Origin of the sequence: uncultured Acidovorax sp. (genome assembly GCF_964021665.1) — a bacterium.
Lineage (GTDB): Bacteria > Pseudomonadota > Gammaproteobacteria > Burkholderiales > Burkholderiaceae_C > Acidovorax > Acidovorax temperans.
Genome location: NZ_CAXIAK010000065.1, coordinates 1 through 19462 on the forward strand (window position 1 = coordinate 1; position 19462 = coordinate 19462).

Here is a 19462-nt window from a genome sequence, read left to right on the forward strand (position 1 = left end):
TGCTGCGGCAGCCGGCACGGCGGTCCATCCGCACAAGCCGATGCAACACGGGCACCAGGCCCACCACCCGCACGGAGGCAAGCCATGACCGTACTGCATCGCTTGTCCCTGCTTGGCGCCGCCCTGGCGCTCGTCGGCTGCGCCAGCGTGTCGCCCGATGGCCTGCGAGGCGATGTGGCCCAGCTCACCGCAGGCCGCACCGCTGGCGTGCAAGCTGCCTTGCCCGCAGCCGACGCTGCGGCCAAAGCGCAGGCGCAGGAATCTATCCAGCGCTGGCTGGCCGAGCCCCTTACGCAAGACGCTGCCGTGCGCATTGCGCTGCTCAACAACCCTGGCCTGCAGGCCCGGCTGGCGGCGCTGGGCGTGGCCGATGCTGAGCGCGTGCAAGCCATCACCCTGCCCAACCCGCATTTCACGCTGGGGCGCTTTGCCAACAGCCATGAACGCGAGATCGAGCGCACGCTGGCGTTCAGCCTGCTCGACCTCATCACCCTGCCCTGGCGCACCGAACGCCAGGCCGAGCGCCTGCAGATTGCCACCCTGCAGGCCGCGCAAGACGTGGTGACGCTGGCCGCCGACACGCGCCGCGCCTGGCTGCGCGCTGTGGCCGCCGAGCAGGTAGCGGCCACGCACGAGCGCATGGTGGAAGCCGCCGAGGCGGGCACCGAGCTGGCCCGCCGCATGGCCAGCGTGGGCAACTGGAGCCGCCTGCAACTGGCCCGCGAGCAAGCCGTGCTGCACGAAGCGCACCGCCAGCGCGCCCGCGCCCGGCTGGCCGCTGCCACCGCCCGCGAAGACCTGAACCGCCGCCTTGGGGTGTGGGGCAAGCAGGAGCAATACCAACTTGCCGCGCAGTTACCCCCGCTGCCTGCCGCTGCGCTTCCGGCCGACGGCATCGAAACCACCGCCTTGCGCGAACGCCTGGACGTGCAAGCCGCCCGCCGCCAGCTTGACACCCAGGCCGTGCGCGTGGGCTGGAGCCGTGCAGGCGCGGTGTTTGGCGACATCGGACTGGCTTACAGCCGCAACACCACCACGGAACGTGGCAGCGGCCACCGCGACACCACACGCGGCTGGGAACTGGAACTGCCCCTGCCCCTGTTCGACTGGGGCGGTGCCGCCCGCACCCGTGCACAGGCCGAGGTCGAACAAGCCGCCGCGCAGTTGCAAGACACCGCTGTGCGTGCCCGCAGTGAAGTGCGCAGCGCCTGGCTCACCTACCGCACCGCGCTCGACCTGGCGCGCCAGCAGCAAAGCCAGGTGGTGCCGCTGCGCCAGTTCATCAGCGACGAAACCACGCTGCGCTACAACGGCATGCTGGCCAGTGTGTGGGACATGCTGGCCGAAGCCCGCAACAGCACCCAGGCCGTCGCCAACGCCATCGAAGCGCAGCGCGACTTCTGGCTCGCAGAGACGGACCTGCAGCTCGCCCTCACCGGCACATCGCCCGGCGCCTTGCAAGGTTTGGCATCTGGCGCCGCAACCGCCACCACCCCACAAGGCCACTGACATGAACCGCCGCAACTTCTTTTCCGGCGCTGCCACCGCAGTGGCTGCCGCCTCCGTCAGCCGCGGGGCCCTGGCCGCGCTGCCCGAACCTGTCATCCAGACCAGCGCCGACACCGCGCCGCCGCTCCAGCCCACCACGGGCCGCCCTTACAACCCGGTGGTCACCCTCAACGGCTGGACGGCCCCCTGGCGCATGAACGCTGGCGTGAAGGAATTCCACCTGGTGGCCGAGCCCGTGGTGCGCGAGGTGGCGCCGGGCTTTTTGGTCAACATGTGGGGCTACAACGGCCAGAGCCCCGGCCTCACCATTGAGGTGGTGGAAGGCGACCGCGTGCGCATCTTCGTCACCAACCGCCTGCCCGAGCACACCACCATCCACTGGCACGGCCAGCGCCTGCCCAACGGCATGGACGGTGTGGGCGGGCTGAACCAGCCAGCCATCCCTATGGGCAAGACCTTTGTGTACGAGTTCGAGGCGCGCCGCCCCGGCACGTTCATGTACCACCCGCATGCCGACGAAATGGTGCAGATGGCCATGGGCATGATGGGCCTGTGGATCACCCACCCCAAGGCCAGCCACCCGCACATTGCCAAGGTGCAGCGCGACTACGCCTTCCTGCTCAATGCCTTCGATGTGGAGCCCGGCAGCAAGACCCCCAAGGTCAACACCATGCTGGACCACAACATCTGGTGCTGGAATAGCCGCGTCTTCCCCGCCATCAGCCCATTGGTGGCACGCCAGGGCGAGCGGGTGCGCATCCGCGTCGGCAACCTCACCATGACCAACCACCCCATCCACATCCACGGGCACGAGTTTGAAGTGACCGGCACCGATGGCGGCCCCGTGCCCAAAAGCGCGCGCTGGCCCGAGGTGACCACCGACGTGGCCGTGGGGCAGATGCGGCAGATTGAGCTGATGGCCGACGAGCCGGGTGACTGGGCCCTGCACTGCCACAAGAGCCACCACACCATGGGTGCCATGGGGCACGACGTGCCCACCATGATTGGCGTTCAGCATGCGGGCCTGGTGGGCAAGATCCAGAAGATCGTGCCCGACTACATGGTGATGGGCGAGCGCGGCATGGCCGACATGGGCGCCATGGAAATGCCCCTGCCCGACAACACCTTCCCCATGATGACCGGCACCGGCCCCTTTGGCCCGCTGGAGATGGGCGGGATGTTCACCACCTTCATGCTGCGCGCCAACCAGCCGGCGGGCGACTACCGCGACCCCGGCGACTACGCCCAGCCCCCTGGCACCCAGGCCTACGAATGGCAAGGCGCCCCCGCCCACACCCCACGCCCCGCGCGTGCCGACACGCCCGGCACGGTGCCCGGCGCAGCCACCGCCCGCAAGCCCGCTGCCAGCAGCCACCAGCACTGAACCCTGAACACGCCATGAAAACTATCAAATTAATAGCTGCCTGCGCTTTATTCATGGGCGCTACAGCCAGTTTTAGTCATGAAAGCATGCCCCATGCTGCCAAACCGGCCGCGATCAAGGAACAAAAAGAATGGGGCATTGCCGGCGACGCCAAGGCCGTGACCCGCACCATCACCCTGCGCATGGGCGACGACATGCGCTTTGCCCCAAGCCACATCCAAGTGCGCGAGGGCGAAACCGTGCGCCTGCGGGCCCAGAACCAGGGCAAGGTGATGCACGAAATCGTCATCGGCACCAAGGCCGAGCTGGACCAGCACGCCGAGATGATGGCGAAGCACCCTGGCATGGAGCACGACGAGCCGTACATGGCCCACGTCAAACCCGGCCAGCGCGGCGACATCGTGTGGCACTTCAACCGTGCCGGCACTTTTGACTTTGCCTGCCTGATCGCGGGCCACTACCAGGCGGGCATGACTGGCACCATCACCGTGCTGCCCCGCGCCCATTGAACAATCCCCCGGAGATCCTCATGCAACCAATCAGCACCCCCTCCCGTACCGCTCCTACCCTCAGCCGCCGCCAGTGGCTGGCCACCACGCTGACGCTGCTCGGCGCCGGCACGGTGGCGGCATTGGCCCCATCCCTGGCACGCGCCGCCGGGCCTGCCCCTACGCCGGTCGAGGTGTGGAAAGACCCCAACTGCGGCTGCTGCAAGGATTGGGTGGACCACATGCAGGCCAATGGCTTCAAGGTGACCGTGCACGAAACCGGCAACAACGCCGTGCGCGCACGACTGGGCCTGCCGCAAAAGCTGGGCTCGTGCCACACCGCCCTGGTCGGCGGCTACGTGGTGGAAGGCCATGTGCCCGCCAGCGATGTGCGCGCCCTGCTGCAGCAAAAGCCCAAGGCTCTGGGCATTACCGTGCCCGGCATGCCCGTAGGCTCGCCCGGGATGGACGGCGCCGTGTATGGCGACCGCCGTGACCCCTACGACGTGCTGCTGGTGGCGCACGACGGCAGCACCCGTGTTTTCAAGAGCTACAACAAAAAGGCTTCCACATGACCTCCTTGCCCAAATCCCTCCCGCAGTGGTTTGCGCTGTTTGCCGCAGCCGTGCTCACCAGCGCCCCCGCATGGGCACAGGCTCCCGCCTCTGACAGCCACACAGCGCATCACACAGCTGCCGCCAACGCACAGCAGGCCGACTTGAGCGAAGGCGAGGTCACCCGGGTGGACGCCGCCGCCCTCAAAGTCACGCTGCGCCATGGCGAGCTCAAGAACCTCAACATGCCGCCCATGACCATGGTGTTCCGTGTGCAGGACGCCGCCCAGCTCGCGCCGCTCAAGGCGGGCGACAAGGTGCGCTTTCGGGCAGAGCAGGTCAAGGGCGCTTACTACGCCACGCGCATCGAAAAGGCCCAGTAAATGGCCGCAGCGGGGAAGAGCCGGTAGAAGCGGGGCCACCATAATCAGGCCCCATGAACGCCCCCTTCCCCGCTGGCGACGCCGGCAGCATCACCCGCGTGGCCGGCATTGAAGTCGGTCATTTCACCGATACCCGCCGGCCCACCGGCTGCACCGTGGTCATGGCACGCGAGGGTGCCGTGGCCGGGGTGGACGTGCGCGGTGCCGCCCCCGGCACGCGCGAGACCGACTTGCTACACCCCTCCAACCTGGTGGACAAGGTGCACGCCATCATGCTCGCAGGCGGCAGCGCCTGGGGGCTGGAGGCCGCCACGGGGGCGGTGCGCTGGCTGGAAGAGCGCGGCGTGGGCCTGGACGTGGCCGTGGGCCGCCTGCCCATCGTGCCCGCGGCCGTGCTGTTTGACCTGCTGGTGGGCGACATGCGCATTCGCCCCGATGCCGCAGCGGGCTACGCCGCGTGCGCCGCAGCGTCCAGCGCCGACCCGGCCGAAGGCAATGTGGGCGCTGGGGCCGGTGCCGTGGTGGGCAAGGTCTTTGGCATCCAGCACGCCATGAAGGGCGGCGTGGGTACGGCGTCCGTCACCGTGGATGGTGTGACGGTGGGTGCCCTCATCGCCTGCAACGCCCTGGGCGACGTGATCGACCCCGACACCGCACAGGTGATGGCGGGCGCACGCACCGACGATGGCCGGGCACTGCGCGACACGCGCCGCGCCCTGCTCTGCGGCCAGCCGCCCCAGCCCTTGCTGGCGGGCACCAACACCACCATCGGCGTCGTGGCCACCGATGCCATCCTGACCAAAGCACAGGCGCACCGCCTGGCCATTTCCGCGCACGACGGTCTGGCACGCAGCATCAACCCGGTGCACACCATGTCGGACGGCGACACCCTGTTCAGCCTGGGCACGGGCCGTGCGGGCAAAAGCCTGGGCATGATGGTGCTGGCCACCATGGCGGCCGAAGCCACCGCGCGCGCCACCGTCCGGGCAGTGCAGGCGGCACGTTCTGTCACCACCGCAGACGGCCTGTACCTGCCAGCCATGGCAGACTTGCGCAGCTGATTCTGCGGCGGGCACCAGCCGGTGCACCGCCTGCTTTCTTTTTTCCATGGGTGCCCCCCGTTATGTCCCCCCGCATGTCCAAGGCACTGCGCTCTGCGTTGCTGTCGTTTCGTGATCTGGTCCTGTCTGCTGGGCCCCTGGCCTTCCTGGCGGTGGGCCTGTTGGTGCTGGCCTATTGGTGGCTCAACCCCACCCCGCCCAAATCGGTCACGCTGGCCACTGGCCCCGCACAAAGCGCTTACGAAGAGTTTGGCAAGCGCTACCAGAAAGCGCTGGCCGCCGAGGGCATTGAAGTGCGGTTGTTGCCCAGCGATGGCTCGTCGGCCAACCTGCAACTGCTGCGAGACGGCCAGGCAGACCTGGCGTTTGTGCAAGGCGGCACTGCCGAGCTGCTGCCGGACGACCCGGAAAACCTGGTGTCACTGGGCAGCCTATTTGTGGAGCCGGTGTGGGTGTTCTACCGCACCGAAGCCGCCCAGCGCATGCACGAGCGCCCCCGGCTGGACGGGCTGCGGCAATTGCGCGGGATGCGGGTGAATGTGGGTTCGGAAGGCAGTGGCGTACCTTGGCTCATGAACCAGTTGCTGGAAGCCAACCGGCTGGAGGCGGGTGTCGTGACCATGACCCGCCTGGAAGAAACGCCTGCCACCGTCGCCTTCCTGGCGGGCAAGCTGGATGCACTGGTGTTTGCCTCGGCCCCCGAATCGCTGATGGTGCAGATGCTGCTGCAAACCCCCGGAGTGCAGTTGCTCGACATTGCACAGCACGAGGCCTACGCGCGGCGGTTCCCCTTCCTCTCCCCGGTCACCCTGCCCCGGGGTGTGGTGGACCTGGCCAGCAACGTGCCGGCACGCGACGTGCGCATGGTGGCATCCACCACGTCGCTGCTGGCGCGGGAATCCACCCACCCGGCCTTGCTCACGCTGTTTGCACAGCGCGCGCAACAGGTGCACAGCACGGCAGGCTGGTTCAACCGTGCGCGTGAGTTTCCCAACATGCGCAACAGCGAACTTCCCATCGCCAAAGAGGGCGAGCGGGCCATGAACGAACCGGTGCCCATGCTGCAGCGCTACCTGCCGTTCTGGCTGGCCAATCTGATCGAGCGGATGTGGCTGGTGCTGGGGATTTTGCTGGCGGCCCTGCTGCCCCTGTCCCGGGTCGTGCCGCCGCTGTACCAGTTCCGGGTGCGCTCGCGCATTTTCCGCTGGTACGGCCGCCTGCGCGAGATCGAAGACACGGTGGAGTCTGAGCCAGACAAGGCCCCGCAAATGCTGCAGGCGCTCGATGCGCTGGAAGCCCAGGTTGAAAAAGTGACCGTGCCGCTGTCGTACGCCGACGAGTTGTACGCCTTGCGCAACCACATTCACCTGATCCGCAAGAAGTTCATGCGGCCCTGAGGGCTTGGCCTGACTCCCGAACCCCCTGCGGCTGGCATGCCTTGCGGCCCAGTTGAATCAGCGGCCTTTGGAAACCTTGGGGGGAGTGCGGGACAGGTCGGCCGGTGCCGAATTGGCACTGCGAGATGAGGGCTTGTAGCGAATCACGCGCAGCGTGCCTTCGCTGGCGAGTTTGTCCCGCATGCGGCGCGTCATCGACTGCGTGCTGCCATCGGGCGAGGTGAACAGGAACAGCGTTCCGTTGGGACTGGTCCAGGTGAGCTGCGTGCGCACCGGGCGCTGGTTGGAGATCAATTCCACCCACGCACCCACCACAAAATTGGCAAAAGGGTCTTCAGCCAAGGCTGCAGCCTGGCTGGCGGTGGGCTCCAGCAGCGCCTGGCTGCTGTCCTCTTCCGGCGGAAGTTCCGAGCCCATGCTGTCGCCAGGCTCGGCTACTGCATCGCCCTGTGGCAATGGAATCGAGATGCCAGGCGCTGGGGGAGCTTCAAAGGCCGCCTGGTGCAATGCCACCAGCCTGGCAATGAAAGCGCTGGCCTTGTCCGCCGGGTAATCAATGGAGCGCAGACCTTGGCGCAACTTCGCCAGCATGTCCGGGATGGCGTGGGTCAAGCGCTCCGGCTCCAGCCGGGTCAGTTCGGGCTGGGCACTCCAAAGAAGCAATGGCACCAGCGCCAGGTATCCCGAGGGGTCATCTTGCTGCCCTTCGGCGCTCACCTGCGCCAGAGCCACCACGTCTGCCCAAGGGCCCGCAGCAAAATCCAGAATATCGGCAGGCACATTGCCTATGTCGTGCAGCTTGCGAATATCGGCCGCCACACGTTCAGCCAGCATGGCCCGTTGCTCAGCCCGCTGACGTGCCTGCTGCTCTGCCGCTTCCTGGGCTTTCTTGCGCTGCTCCTGGGTGTCCCACGCGGAATACAGTGCCCTGAGCACGGTCTCAAAAGGCGTGGCGTCTTTGATCTCGCTGGCCGCCAAATGGGCAACGCCTTCATTCACCAAACGCACAAACTGGTCAAAGCCCGGCGCATCTTCGGTAGTGAACGCCAGACTGCGCTGCGTGATCTCATCCAGCAGGCTCCGCGCCGGATGTCCTGCATCCGTGAAGAAACGAGGGTCAAAGCGCACCAATTGTTTGAGCGGCGCCTCCAGCTTCTTTACCGCGAGCTGCATGGGAGGCAGCAGCCGCGCGTCTTGCGCCAGCGTCGCCATCATGTTGGCCACCACGTCGGCCGCCACCGCCGGGGATTCCGTGGGCGCCACAAAAGGAACCGTGTAGATGGGTGGTGCCAACTGCACTGGCGCACGCCAGGCGGACAATGGCGCCGCTGTCTGGGCTCCTCCCGCCAGGCGGTTTACCAGCCGTTCCAGCTGGGCCATGTCTTCCATGGCGTCCACGGCCACGGCAGGAATTGCTGCGTAAGCAGATCCCAATGGGCCAGGTACGCTGGGCATGGCAGCGGGGGCGTTCTCCCAGCGGCTGGCCGGTTGCGCGATCATCTGGGAGGCAACAGCCCCGTAACCGGGCGGATTGAACGGGTCTGCCCCCGCCAGCATCTGGCGCAGAATGCCCACGGTCAGAATGGCTTCCTCCGCCTCTGCCGCCAAGGGGGACTGCTGGGAATCGCCCTGCCACCCGGTAGGCGCACCCATGCCACGGTTGTTGTACCCGGAAGCCCCACCGTATCCGCTGGTGTGCCCGTAACCCGTGGCATAGCCACCGCCGTAACCCGTGGCCATAGGCTGCTGGGGAGCGCCGTAGCCTGATCGGCCCACCGCACCGCCGGGAGTGCCCAGCACCGCGTATCCCACAGGCTGCACGCCCTGGTCTCGCAGCATTTTGGCCATGCGCTGGTACTCACCCTCCAGCAACTTGCCCAATAGGCCTCGCATGTGCTGCATCCAAAGCTGGCGCACTTCAGACGTGGCGCCCGTTTCAGACACAACCCGCTGCAATGCACGGATGTAATTTTCGGGACGCAAGGGGTTGCGCTCGGGCTGCACGCTGCGCAAGCCCTGCGCAGAGCTGACCAGCGTATTGAGTTCTGACAGTACACCCTCGGTCGCATGGGCCGCCAGTTGTTGCGCGCGAGCCAGTTCCACCTGGTCTTGCACTTCGCTGTCGTCCATCAGCGATAGCTCGCCGAAGTCCATTCCAGAGGCATCTGCCGGGCGAACCTTGGCGTTGGCAGGTCCCTCCGCAAAGATCTCCAGCAGCGCCATGGGGTAACCTTTGAGCAAAGCGGCCTCATGCTGCTTGAGCGCATTCAGCGCATCACTCAGATTGTTGCGCTGCTGGATATTGCGAACCGACGACTCTTCCTGGGTCAACGCATTGCGCGTGACCTCCACCAGTTTGCCCATGAGCGACTCGCCTTCACGCACCGCACTGACAACGCAGGCGCGGAAGACGGTTCTCAGATCGAGCGCTGCCTGGGACATGGTGAGTGAAAGAAAGAGAAGTTTTCGGCTGCAATCCTACTTGACCTGCGGGCGTTGGGGCGCTTACTTGAGCGCCTTGTAACGCATGCGCTTGGGCTTCGCACCTTCTTCGCCCAGGCGCTTTTTCTTGTCGGCTTCGTACTCTTGGTAATTGCCGTCAAAAAACGTCCATTGGCTGTCACCTTCGGCGGCCAGGATGTGCGTGGCAATGCGGTCCAGGAACCAGCGATCGTGGCTGATGACCAACACCGTACCCGCGTATTCCAGCAGGGCATCTTCCAGGGCACGCAGGGTTTCCACGTCCAAGTCGTTCGATGGCTCGTCCAGCAGCAGCACGTTGCCACCCTGGATAAGCGTTTTGGCCAAGTGCAGGCGACCGCGCTCACCACCGGAGAGCATGCCCACCTTCTTTTGCTGATCTCCACCGTTGAAGTTGAAGCGGCCCGCGTAAGCACGGCTGGCCATCTGGAACTTGCCGATATTGATGATATCCAGACCGCCGGAGATGTCTTCCCAGACGGTTTTATCGTCCGACAACGAATCACGCGACTGGTCTACGTAGGCCATTTTCACGGTGGAGCCAATGATGACTTCGCCCGCGTCAGGCTGCTCACGGCCTGCAATCAGCTTGAACAGCGTGGATTTACCGGCACCGTTGGGGCCGATGATGCCGACGATGGCGCCTGCAGGGATGTTCATGCTCAGGTTGTCGATCAGGACGCGATCACCAAACGACTTGGTAACGTTCTTGAACTCGATGACCTGGGTGCCCAAGCGGTCGGCCACAGGAATGAAGATTTCCTGCGTTTCGTTGCGCTTTTGGTATTCGAAATCGCTCAATTCCTCGAAGCGGGCAATACGTGCCTTGCTCTTGGCCTGACGGCCCTTGGCGTTCTGGCGCACCCATTCCAGTTCCTTCTTCAGGGCCTTGGCGCGGGCTTCTTCACCCTTTTGTTCAGACTCCAAACGGGCCTGCTTCTGGTCCAGCCAGGTGCTGTAGTTGCCCTTGTACGGAATGCCGTGACCACGGTCCAGCTCCAGAATCCACTCGGCGGCGTTGTCCAGGAAGTAGCGATCGTGGGTGATGGCCACCACGGTGCCGGGGAAGCGGTGCAGGAACTGTTCCAGCCAGTCCACCGACTCAGCGTCCAAGTGGTTGGTGGGTTCGTCCAGCAGCAGCATGTCAGGCTTGGACAGCAACAGGCGGCACAGCGCAATGCGGCGCTTTTCACCGCCGGAGAGCACGCCCACCTTGGCGTCCCACGGAGGCAGGCGCAGGGCGTCAGCTGCGATTTCCAGTTGGTGCTCGGAATCTGTGCCAGCGGTGGCAATGATGGCCTCCAGACGGGCCTGCTCGGCAGCCAGAGCGTCAAAGTCAGCATCGGGCTCAGCATAGGCGGCGTACACCTCTTCGAGCTTGGCCTTGGCAGCAAAGACCTCGCCCATCGCCTCTTCCACGCTTTCACGCACGGTGTGCTCTGGATTGAGTTGAGGCTCCTGGGGCAGGTAGCCAATCTTGATGCCAGGCATCGGGATGGCTTCACCCTCGATCTCCTTGTCCACGCCAGCCATGATCTTGAGCAGCGTTGACTTGCCCGAGCCGTTCAGGCCCAGAACACCAATCTTGGCGCCGGGGAAAAAGCTCAGGGAAATGTCTTTCAAGATCTGGCGCTTGGGGGGCACCGTCTTGCTGACGCGATTCATCGAATAAACGTATTGGGCCATTGCTTGTCTAACCTGCGAAAGTGGGCAGAAATTCTGCGTTCAAACCGAGATTATCGGCCCATGCGACAATAGACGCCGTAATGGGCTCCAGTTGCTCATCACATCAGCAGTTTGCTGGGGACGATGGAATCTCTCTTTCCGGGCTCCCACCTTTGAACCTCATCTGCCTGAGACTGGCTCGGCAACCCTCTCGCGGTTGCGACGACAGGCCGATACCCCGCGCCCCGGACGGGTGCAATCAACGACATGAAATTTGAAGAACTAAATCTGGCCCCTGCCATCCTGAAGGCTGTGCTCGAACAAGGCTATGAGACACCGACCCCCATTCAGGCGCAGGCAATCCCCGCCGTGCTTGAAGGGCATGACCTTCTGGCCGGGGCGCAGACCGGCACCGGCAAGACGGCTGCGTTCACCCTGCCGATGCTGCATCGCCTGAGCCAGGGCACAGCCCCCAAGAGCAAATTTGGCGGCAAGGGCATTCGTGCGCTGGTACTCACACCCACCCGTGAACTGGCCGCTCAGGTCGAAGAGTCGGTGCGCGATTACGGTAAATATCTGGATATCAACTCGACCGTGGTGTTTGGCGGCGTGGGCATGAACCCGCAGATCGACCGCATCAAGCGCGGCGTGGATGTACTGGTTGCCACGCCCGGGCGTTTGCTCGACCTGCAGCAGCAAGGTTTCCTGGATCTTTCCACGGTCGAAATTCTGGTGCTGGACGAAGCCGACCGCATGCTCGACATGGGGTTCATCCATGACGTCAAAAAGGTGCTCGCCTTAGTACCCAAAGACAAGCAGAGTCTGCTTTTCTCTGCCACGTTCAGCGATGAGATCCGCGAGCTGGCCAACACGCTGCTCAAGAACCCGCAGAGCATCCAGGTCACCCCGCGCAACACCACGGTGCAACGCATCAGCCAGGTGATCCACCCCGTGGGGCGCGGCAAGAAGAAGCAGGTGCTGCTGCACATCATCCAGGAGCACGACTGGAGCCAGGTGCTGGTGTTCACGCGCACCAAGTTCGGCGCCAACAACGTGGCCGAGTACCTGACCAAGAACGGCGTTTCGGCCATGGCGCTGCATGGCAACAAGAGCCAGAGCGCCCGCACCCAGGCGCTGGAGGGCTTCAAGACGGGCCAGATCCGCGCCCTGGTGGCTACCGACATCGCGGCACGCGGCATCGACATCGACGACCTGCCGCACGTCGTGAACTACGAAATCCCCAACGTGCCCGAGGACTACGTGCACCGCATCGGCCGCACGGGCCGCGCCGGCCGCGAGGGCCATGCCGTAAGCCTCGTCTGCATGGACGAGGAAGGTTTCATGATGGAGATCGAGCGCTTCACCAAGCAGGAAATCCCCGTTCAGGTGATCGACGGCTTTGGCCCGGACGAGGGAGAAAAGGCCGAGCCCATCGCCATGGGCCGCCAGACCATCTGGGGTGGTGCAGGCAAGCCACCGAGCCGCGAAGTGATGCAGGCCGCAGCCAAGGCCGCTCGCTCTGAAATGATGGACCGCATTCGCACCAACAAGGCAGCCCAGGGCCAAGGCGAACGCAGCCCTCGCCAAGGCAATGGCGGCGGTGGACGGTCTGGGAATGGCAGCGGCCCACGCGGCCAAGGCCCGAACGCAGGCGGAGGCCGTGCTGGCCAAGGTGGTGGTGCAGGTCGCGGCAACGCTCAACCGGCATCTGCACGCAGCCGTGGCCCACGCCCCGACAATTCCTCTCGCTACGACGATGCACAGCCTCCACGGGCCAATGCCCATCTGGGAACCCACCTCGGACACAGCAACCCCGTCCATCGCAATGGAGGCCACGGCGCGGGTGGACAACCCGACCCCATGCGTACCAGCGTAGACAGCATGGCCGAACGCGGTCGCCGCGGCGGCGGTGGTGGATACCGTAGCGGCGGAGGCGGCTACGGTGGTGGCGGTGGCGGCGGTGGTGGCGGTGGTGGCGGCGGCGGCCGAGGCAACGGACCACGTGGCTCTGGCGGCCCTCGCGGTTCATTCAATCGCTAACCACTCCTCCTGATCAACGCGCCCAGCTCCCATTTTTGTGTGGGAGTTGGGCGCAGTTACATTGGGAGAGGCTTTCACACCAGTGCACTCAGAGCCTGCCTTCGTTCCACAGCAATCAAATGAAGCCATCCAAACCATGAGGCTCATAGCTGAATGGAGGAGCACAAGATAGTGAAGACGCGCAGCGAGGGCGCGCCCAGCGCCAACAGGTAACATCCACAAAACCATGACGACACCAGCGCCCACAACGGCCCTCGAACCATGACCTTGCGTGATCCCTCCCCCGCCCTCAGCCAACAACCCGTCACCAAGGCTCCCTATCGCCTCAGCGCTCGGCGACTCAATGTCATGGCCGCGCTGCTCGGGGCGGCGACACTCCTTGGTGCATGCAGCAGTACCCCGCTACCGCCCTGGCCTGCAAACCCTTCGTCGGCTCCACAAGCCCAGGCCCCCGCACCGCTTCCACGAACAGCAGCGAAGCCCGCACCACAGCCCTTGGGCGCACCTGCCCGCGTCGCAGAGCCAGTCGCAACGCCCGTTGCCCCCACGCCAGTCATCGTCAGCCGCAACGAAGATTCGCTGACGCCGCCGTACAACGCGGCAGTAGCGGCTCGTTTTCCTGAACCGACCATCCAATACAGCACCCCTGGCCTGGGCAAAGACCGCCGCGCTTTCACAACCAATGCCGAATTGGCCCAATGGCTGAACGACTTGGCTGGCATGCGCCCAGCCAATGAGGCCCGCCCTCACCTGATCAATCTAGGTACCTCCCAACGCGGCACACCCATCCTTGGATTGCTGCTGACGCGAGCGAAAAGTCCCACCCCAGCGGTCCTGGAATCCGCCGGTCGCCCTACGGTGGTACTGGTGGGGCAGCAACACGGCGATGAACCCGCAAGCGCCGAAGCGCTGCTAGTTCTGGCCAGAGAGTTGGCACCAGGCGGTCTGATGGAAACACTGCTGGACAAAATCAATGTGATTGTTGCGCCACGAGCCAACCCTGACGGAAGTGAAGCGGGCACACGCGTCACCGCCAATGGGATCGACATGAACAGAGACCATCTGCTCTTGCACACACCAGAAGCCAGAGCCATCGCGCGTCTGGTACGTGACTATCGCCCCATCCTGGTCATCGACTCGCACGAATACACGGTGGTCGGCCGATTCCTTGAAAAATTCAATGGTATCCAGAAGTACGACGCACTCCTGCAGCACACAACCACAGCCAACTATCCAGAATTCCTGACCAAGGCTTCGCTGGAGTGGTTTCATGGCCCCATGGTTGCTGCATTGAAGGACCAGGGCCTGAGCAGTGAGTGGTACTACACAACATCCACCAACCGGGACGATAAATCCATCTCCATGGGTGGTACCCAGCCAGACACCGGGCGCAATGTGCATGGTCTGAAAAATACCGTCAGTCTGCTGGTGGAAACACGGGGAGTAGGCATCGGTCGCCTGCATGCCCAAAGACGTGTGCACGCCCAGGTCGTGGCCATGACCAGTGCTCTGCGCATTGCTTCAGAAAAAGTGGGCCCCTTGGAGCAGGTTCGCTCCTTTGTCGTCAAAGACACATCTGCCCAGGCTTGCCGCGACCAAATCATCGTGAATGCGGCGGCAACACCCACTCAACGAGATCTCACCTTTCTGGATCCCACGTCGGGCGAAGACCGAACTACACGCGTCGATTGGAACTCGTCGCTGACGCTGCGAACCCTTCAAGCCAGAGCTCGGCCCTGTGGATACTGGCTCGACGCCAGTGCGACTTCAGCAGTAGAACGCTTCAAGCTTCTGGGCATTCAGGTCATGCGCGTGGCAGAAGCAGGCTCACTTTTAGTTGAAAAATACGAAGAAACTGCCCGTGAAGTGAGCGAACGGCGCGATGTGCGTGGAGGTATCGCTGGAAACGGCGAAATCATCCGAGTCAAGGTCAACCCGGTGCGCGCAGCGATGGATGTTCCTGCGCAGAGCTATTACATTCCTCTGAATCAGCCCCTTGCAAACCTCGCTGTCGCGGCACTGGAGCCCGACACGCAAAACAGCTATTTCGCCAACCGCCTGGTGGACGACTTGAACCACACTGCCCGCGTGATGGCGACGCCAGCATTGGTGTTTGAGGAAATCGACTGAACGCAAGACTACCAGGCGCAGGTTCAACAACCTGGTGATCCATTGACGGATTGTTTAGGGCTGCGCTTACCGCTGGGCTTGCTTCGGTGGTGCCTGTAGCGGGTTATCATCGCAGCTCACGGCGGTAGAGCAAACTTGCTCCATCTTGGAGGGCTTGGATTATCCCTAAGTCCACCGCCACATCCCAAACTGCCCGTAGCTCAACCGGATAGAGCAATTGCCTTCTAAGCAATAGGTCGGGGGTTCGAGTCCCTCCGGGCAGGCCAAGAGCCTTCTACGCTTCAAACCAAAATCCGCACACCTCAGGCGTAGCGGGTTTTTTTTGCGCCTCACCATGTTCAATGTGATGACCGTTCACCGTTGGCAGAGCATGGAGAGACAACACGCAGGACCAAAGAACTGTGGCGTTGCGATTGGAACAACTCATGAAGCACAGTCACGCCAGTCGAGATGTCAGAAATTACATCACGCCCATACCCGACGATGCGATGAGCCCGTAAAGCGAAGCTAAAAACAAAAAAGCCTCTGTGGGGTACCACAGAGGCTTTTGATCGCTACATTTCACATCCTAGTGAAACAACATATTTTGGGGTGGCTGATGGGGCTCGAACCCACGACAACAGGAATCACAATCCTGGACTCTACCAACTGAGCTACAGCCACCGTAGAAATAAATTATAACCCAAATTCCCGCACTAGTTTCAACGTGAGAGGCTTAAATCATCAAATACTGGAAGACTGGGGACGGTTAGGTTTGATTTGAACCTTGAAACGCTCCTTGAGCATTTCGTAGTATGCAAACCCTTCGGCTGTGCTCCACCACTGCTGCAACTGCTGACGTTGCTGAGCAGCTTGCTGGGCATCCACCCCTTCGCGAGGAATGATCCGCAACACCTTCACCACTGCGGTTCCCTGCGATCCCAGATCTGCACTCACCCAGGCGGGCAAATTGTCGGGCGAGGCACGCAAGGCTGCATCCACCACAGCACGAGGCAGGTTCTGCGTCTGATCGCGGGACACAACTACCGCCGGTGCCAGCCCTGCAGCAGGCGCGGCATTGCCCATCCACGCGGCCTTCTTGGCTTCTGCGTCCTTGCGGGCCAACTCTGCCGACTTTTCTGCGATCAGCAAAAGACGTGCGCGGTCGCTGACCTCTTGCAGGGCAAGCGTACGCGTAGGGGTGTAAGTCGAGATGCGCCCGGCCACCAGCTGGCTTGGACCGACTTCGATCGCACTGGTGTTGCGCTTACCTTCCACGGAATCGTTGGCAAACAATGCTTCCAAAAACTTGGGGCTGGCCAGCGGGCCACTGGCGCCAGGACCAGGAACGCGCGTGACACCTTCAGCCGTCTGGATTTTGAGCTTCAGGCTGTCAGCCACAGGCTTGAGGCTGTCTGGTTGCTCGTACACGCTGTTGGTGAAAGCCTCTGCCACTTCCGCAAACTTGCGTTGCGCTTGCTGCTGCTTGAGTTCAGCTTCCAAAGACGGACGCAGTTCTTCAAACGAAGGTTGGCGTGGAGTCTTGATATCCGTCAGCAAAATGATGTGGTAGCCAAAGTCAGACTCCACCACGTCGCTGATCTCACCCTTCTTCATCGCGAACACAGCATCTTCGAAAGGCTTCACCATCGCACCGCGGCCAAAGAAGTTGAGATCTCCACCCGCTGGCGCCGACCCGGAGTCCTGCGATGACTTCTTGGCAACCTCCGCAAATGACGCTGGAGACTTTCGCACTTGCGCCAGCAACTCTTGCGCACGTGCCTTGGCTTGCTCGCGGTCAGCAGCCGGTGCGTCTTTAGCGGCGTTGATCAGGATGTGGCTGGCACGGCGCTCTTCTTTCGCGGCCAGACGCGTCAGATTTTCCTTGTAGTAAGTACGCAGGTCATCTTCGTTCACACGGATGCCCGAGCGGACGCTGTCCAGGTCGAGAACGACATATTCCACGGCAGCTTGCTCCTGCTGCTGGAAACGCTGAGCATTGGCCTTGTAGAAGGCTTCGATGTCCGCCTCGGTAGGGTTGACCTGCTTCGCGTAGTCGGTGGCATTGAAGCGAGCCACTTGAATTTCGCGGCGCTGGTAGAGCGAATCGAATGCCAGCTTGGCGGCAGCGTCGGTAGCGAACGCCGTACTCATCACGCCACCCATCACTTGGCTCACCGACAATTCGCGGCGGACGTTTGCTTCGAACCCTTCAGGTGTCAGGCCTTGGGCGCCGACCAATGAACGATAGGCTTCGGTATCGAGCGAGCCGTCGGGACGCTTCAACGCGGCGATGGCTGGGATATCTTGAAGGGCACGGGCCAGACGGGCGTCGCTGGTGATCAGGTGCGAGCTCTGCGCTGCCGCGGCAAACACGCGGTCACGAACCAGCCGCTCCAGCGTGGCATAACGCGCTTGGGGGGTGTCCAGCTGCTTGGGATCCACATTGGGGGATTGGGCGCGGATGCGGTCCGTTTCTTCCCTGTGGGCGTTATCCCAGTCCGCCTGCGTGATCTTGTGCCCATCAACGCGCGCCACCACTGGGCTCTTTTCAGAGAAGTAGTTGCTGTCGATACCCACCAGGACAAACGAAGGAATGACCAGCAAGAACAACAAGAACATCACGATCTTGGAATGCTTGCGGATGGCTTCAAACATGGTCTCGATCTTTCAGTGACAAAAACAAAAGGCGAACTTTCGTTCGCCTTTGTTTGTATGGTGGTGGGTCCTGACGGTCTCGAACCGCCGACCTACTCCGTGTAAAGGAGCCGCTCTACCAACTGAGCTAAGGACCCGCCTAAAACAATTTTCAGTTCACAGCATCTTTCAATGCTTTGCCTGGACGGAACTTCGGAACTTTAGCAGCTTTGATTTTAATCGCAGCGCCGGTACGGGGATTGCGACCTGTGCGAGCTGCGCGCTTGCCCACTGCGAACGTACCAAAACCAACCAGAGAGACAGTGCCACCCTTCTTCAGGGTCTTCTTGACGGCTTCAATGGTCGACTCCAGAGCGCGTGCAGCGGCTGCCTTGGAGATATCGGCATTGTTAGCGATGTGCTCGATCAGTTCGGTTTTGTTCACAAGAAGCCTCTCGGGAATAGCGTTGATGGAATGTCTCGGATATCTGGCCTTCACACGTCAAAGCGCTTCGCTCAAGAGCGTTAGCTTAGGACGGGGGAATGACTGGGGTACGCAGCAGGGTCTGCTGCGTCAGATTAAAGCCATCGACTTCCGGGGTGTCAATACAACACGCCGTTTTGCGGCGGCGTTGCGTGAATTCTAGTCTCATTTCTGCGCCCCGCCGGGCATGCAGCGCGTTTTTATCGCCCCCATGCCGCATGAGCGGCTTCACCGATTGACACCGGCCAGACACTGTGAGGCTGCGCCAGATCGCGCTCAGCGAACCCGGGCGCGAATTTCAGGAAGGGCTTTTTGCAGGTAGTAAACCATCGACCAGACAGTGAGCACTGCAGAAGCCCAGATCAGCCAAGTGCCCCACACGCCCGTGTCGATCACGCCAAACAAGCGCCCGTCGTACAGAAGGAAGGGGATCGCCAGCATCTGCACCGTGGTTTTGACCTTGCCGATCATGTGCACGGCAACGCTCTTGCTTGCGCCGATTTGGGCCATCCATTCGCGCAGGGCCGAGATCGCGATTTCACGGCCGATGATGATGAGCGCCACGAACACATCGGCGCGCTGCAAGTGCACCAAAACAAGCAAGGAGGCGCACACCAGAAACTTGTCAGCGACCGGATCCAGAAACGCACCAAACGACGAGGTTTGGTTGAGCTTGCGGGCCAGAAATCCGTCCAGCCAATCGGTGGCGGCAAACACCACAAACATCACCGTGGCGATGAGATTGCGGGTGGCCGGATCGATGGGTGCGTAGAACACCCCCACGATCAAAGGTATCGCGACAATGCGCGTCCAAGTCATCAGGGTGGGGATAGTCCAAAACATGGGCGCAATTGTGTCATGCACCCGACGTCCCGGGCGTGATCTCTGGCGAGCGCTGGCTTTTTGCAAAGGTGGTGCCTGCGGGCGTCAAAGTCTCAACGCGGGCAAATCCACAGGAGGCGCATAGCCCAAGCCACTGACGGAACCAGCCCACCCCTCTGTGGCGGCGGCGCCACGGCCTCGACGACAGAGGAATCAACCCTAGGGATCCCCTTACATGGACGTCTCCAGAAGAGCAAGATTCGGCGGCGTGAAGGTCTGAAGGGTTTGCAGTCTTACATACGGCCTGTCGGTGCAGGGTGTTCGTCCTGCTGGCCCTGATGGCATTCGCGGGTGAGGCTCCTGTCTGCACATCGGGCTTGATGCCCTGTATCCCTATCGGATTGCCCCCACCCCGGTTTGACCTGTTGACCCATCACACAAGCTTCTT

At 62.7% G+C, this 19462-nt stretch carries 14 protein-coding genes and 3 tRNA genes; 10 read left to right on the top strand and 7 right to left on the bottom strand.

The genetic code is table 11. The features are described from left to right. The first annotated feature begins 84 nt into the window (after window positions 1-84). The 7 genes from AADJ04_RS13125 (at window position 85) to AADJ04_RS13155 (ending at window position 6776) form a co-directional block, all read left to right on the top strand. Window positions 85-1509: a TolC family protein gene (locus tag AADJ04_RS13125; RefSeq protein WP_341239872.1), complete on the top strand. Its 1425-nt coding sequence runs from the start codon at window positions 85-87 to the stop codon at window positions 1507-1509. Between the two features lies 1 nt (window position 1510). Then, a complete protein-coding gene (locus tag AADJ04_RS13130) occupies window positions 1511-2893 on the top strand; it encodes a copper oxidase (RefSeq protein ID WP_341239873.1) in 1383 nt (460 codons plus the stop codon). Window positions 2894-2907: 14 nt separating this feature from the next. Next, window positions 2908-3402: a cupredoxin family protein gene (locus AADJ04_RS13135; protein WP_341239874.1), complete on the top strand. Its 495-nt coding sequence runs from the start codon at window positions 2908-2910 to the stop codon at window positions 3400-3402. A 20-nt stretch (window positions 3403-3422) separates the two neighbouring features. Further along, a complete protein-coding gene (locus tag AADJ04_RS13140; protein WP_341239875.1) occupies window positions 3423-3956 on the top strand; it encodes a DUF411 domain-containing protein in 534 nt (177 codons plus the stop codon). Between the two features lie 5 nt (window positions 3957-3961). Then, window positions 3962-4318 carry a copper-binding protein gene (locus AADJ04_RS13145; protein WP_341239876.1) on the top strand — a complete coding sequence of 119 codons (357 nt, stop codon included), beginning with the start codon at window positions 3962-3964 and terminating at the stop codon, window positions 4316-4318. Between the two features lie 53 nt (window positions 4319-4371). Beyond that, window positions 4372-5379: a P1 family peptidase gene (locus AADJ04_RS13150; protein ID WP_341239877.1), complete on the top strand. Its 1008-nt coding sequence runs from the start codon at window positions 4372-4374 to the stop codon at window positions 5377-5379. Between the two features lie 74 nt (window positions 5380-5453). Next, window positions 5454-6776 (top strand): TAXI family TRAP transporter solute-binding subunit, encoded by a 1323-nt coding sequence (locus AADJ04_RS13155; protein WP_198847881.1) that lies wholly within the window; start codon window positions 5454-5456, stop codon window positions 6774-6776. Window positions 6777-6833: 57 nt separating this feature from the next. On the opposite strand, the gene AADJ04_RS13160 is transcribed toward AADJ04_RS13155, so the two are convergent. After that, window positions 6834-9218 (bottom strand): DUF1631 family protein, encoded by a 2385-nt coding sequence (locus tag AADJ04_RS13160; protein ID WP_341239878.1) that lies wholly within the window; start codon window positions 9216-9218, stop codon window positions 6834-6836. Between the two features lie 63 nt (window positions 9219-9281). Continuing rightward, window positions 9282-10943: an energy-dependent translational throttle protein EttA gene (ettA, locus tag AADJ04_RS13165; RefSeq protein WP_044401746.1), complete on the bottom strand. Its 1662-nt coding sequence runs from the start codon at window positions 10941-10943 to the stop codon at window positions 9282-9284. Window positions 10944-11189: 246 nt separating this feature from the next. Here ettA and AADJ04_RS13170 point away from each other — a divergent pair, with 246 nt between their 5' ends. The 3 genes from AADJ04_RS13170 (at window position 11190) to AADJ04_RS13180 (ending at window position 15358) form a co-directional block, all read left to right on the top strand. Next, window positions 11190-12962, top strand: a complete 1773-nt coding sequence (locus AADJ04_RS13170) for a DEAD/DEAH box helicase (RefSeq protein WP_341239879.1) — start codon at window positions 11190-11192, stop codon at window positions 12960-12962. A gap of 261 nt (window positions 12963-13223) precedes the next feature. Beyond that, window positions 13224-15092: a M14 family zinc carboxypeptidase gene (locus tag AADJ04_RS13175; RefSeq protein WP_341239880.1), complete on the top strand. Its 1869-nt coding sequence runs from the start codon at window positions 13224-13226 to the stop codon at window positions 15090-15092. 189 nt (window positions 15093-15281) lie between these two features. After that, a tRNA-Arg gene (locus tag AADJ04_RS13180) sits at window positions 15282-15358 on the top strand. 321 nt (window positions 15359-15679) lie between these two features. Here the strand turns inward: AADJ04_RS13180 and AADJ04_RS13185 are convergent. From AADJ04_RS13185 to pgsA, 5 genes are all read right to left on the bottom strand, one after another. Continuing rightward, a tRNA-His gene (locus AADJ04_RS13185) sits at window positions 15680-15755 on the bottom strand. A gap of 60 nt (window positions 15756-15815) precedes the next feature. Further along, on the bottom strand, window positions 15816-17729 hold the full coding sequence (locus tag AADJ04_RS13190) for a SurA N-terminal domain-containing protein (protein WP_066697665.1): 1914 nt from the start codon (window positions 17727-17729) through the stop codon (window positions 15816-15818). A 61-nt stretch (window positions 17730-17790) separates the two neighbouring features. Then, window positions 17791-17866, bottom strand: a tRNA-Val gene (locus AADJ04_RS13195). Window positions 17867-17880: 14 nt separating this feature from the next. Continuing rightward, complete coding sequence (locus AADJ04_RS13200) at window positions 17881-18153, bottom strand: HU family DNA-binding protein (RefSeq protein WP_044396762.1); 273 nt, start codon at window positions 18151-18153, stop codon at window positions 17881-17883. Window positions 18154-18468: 315 nt separating this feature from the next. Beyond that, window positions 18469-19035: a CDP-diacylglycerol--glycerol-3-phosphate 3-phosphatidyltransferase gene (gene pgsA / locus AADJ04_RS13205; protein ID WP_044396763.1), complete on the bottom strand. Its 567-nt coding sequence runs from the start codon at window positions 19033-19035 to the stop codon at window positions 18469-18471. Between the last annotated feature and the right edge of the window lie 427 nt (window positions 19036-19462).

Bases quoted from the DNA above. Each gene is read 5' to 3' on its own strand.
- AADJ04_RS13125 (WP_341239872.1), top strand. From the start codon at position 85: ATGACCGTACTGCATCGCTTGTCCCTGCTTGGCGCCGCCCTGGCGCTC.
- AADJ04_RS13130 (WP_341239873.1), top strand. From the start codon at position 1,511: ATGAACCGCCGCAACTTCTTTTCCGGCGCTGCCACCGCAGTGGCTGCC.
- AADJ04_RS13135 (WP_341239874.1), top strand. From the start codon at position 2,908: ATGAAAACTATCAAATTAATAGCTGCCTGCGCTTTATTCATGGGCGCT.
- AADJ04_RS13140 (WP_341239875.1), top strand. From the start codon at position 3,423: ATGCAACCAATCAGCACCCCCTCCCGTACCGCTCCTACCCTCAGCCGC.
- AADJ04_RS13150 (WP_341239877.1), top strand. From the start codon at position 4,372: ATGAACGCCCCCTTCCCCGCTGGCGACGCCGGCAGCATCACCCGCGTG.
- AADJ04_RS13155 (WP_198847881.1), top strand. From the start codon at position 5,454: ATGTCCAAGGCACTGCGCTCTGCGTTGCTGTCGTTTCGTGATCTGGTC.
- AADJ04_RS13160 (WP_341239878.1), bottom strand. From the start codon at position 9,218: ATGTCCCAGGCAGCGCTCGATCTGAGAACCGTCTTCCGCGCCTGCGTT.
- ettA (WP_044401746.1), bottom strand. From the start codon at position 10,943: ATGGCCCAATACGTTTATTCGATGAATCGCGTCAGCAAGACGGTGCCC.
- AADJ04_RS13170 (WP_341239879.1), top strand. From the start codon at position 11,190: ATGAAATTTGAAGAACTAAATCTGGCCCCTGCCATCCTGAAGGCTGTG.
- AADJ04_RS13175 (WP_341239880.1), top strand. From the start codon at position 13,224: ATGACCTTGCGTGATCCCTCCCCCGCCCTCAGCCAACAACCCGTCACC.
- AADJ04_RS13190 (WP_066697665.1), bottom strand. From the start codon at position 17,729: ATGTTTGAAGCCATCCGCAAGCATTCCAAGATCGTGATGTTCTTGTTG.
- pgsA (WP_044396763.1), bottom strand. From the start codon at position 19,035: ATGTTTTGGACTATCCCCACCCTGATGACTTGGACGCGCATTGTCGCG.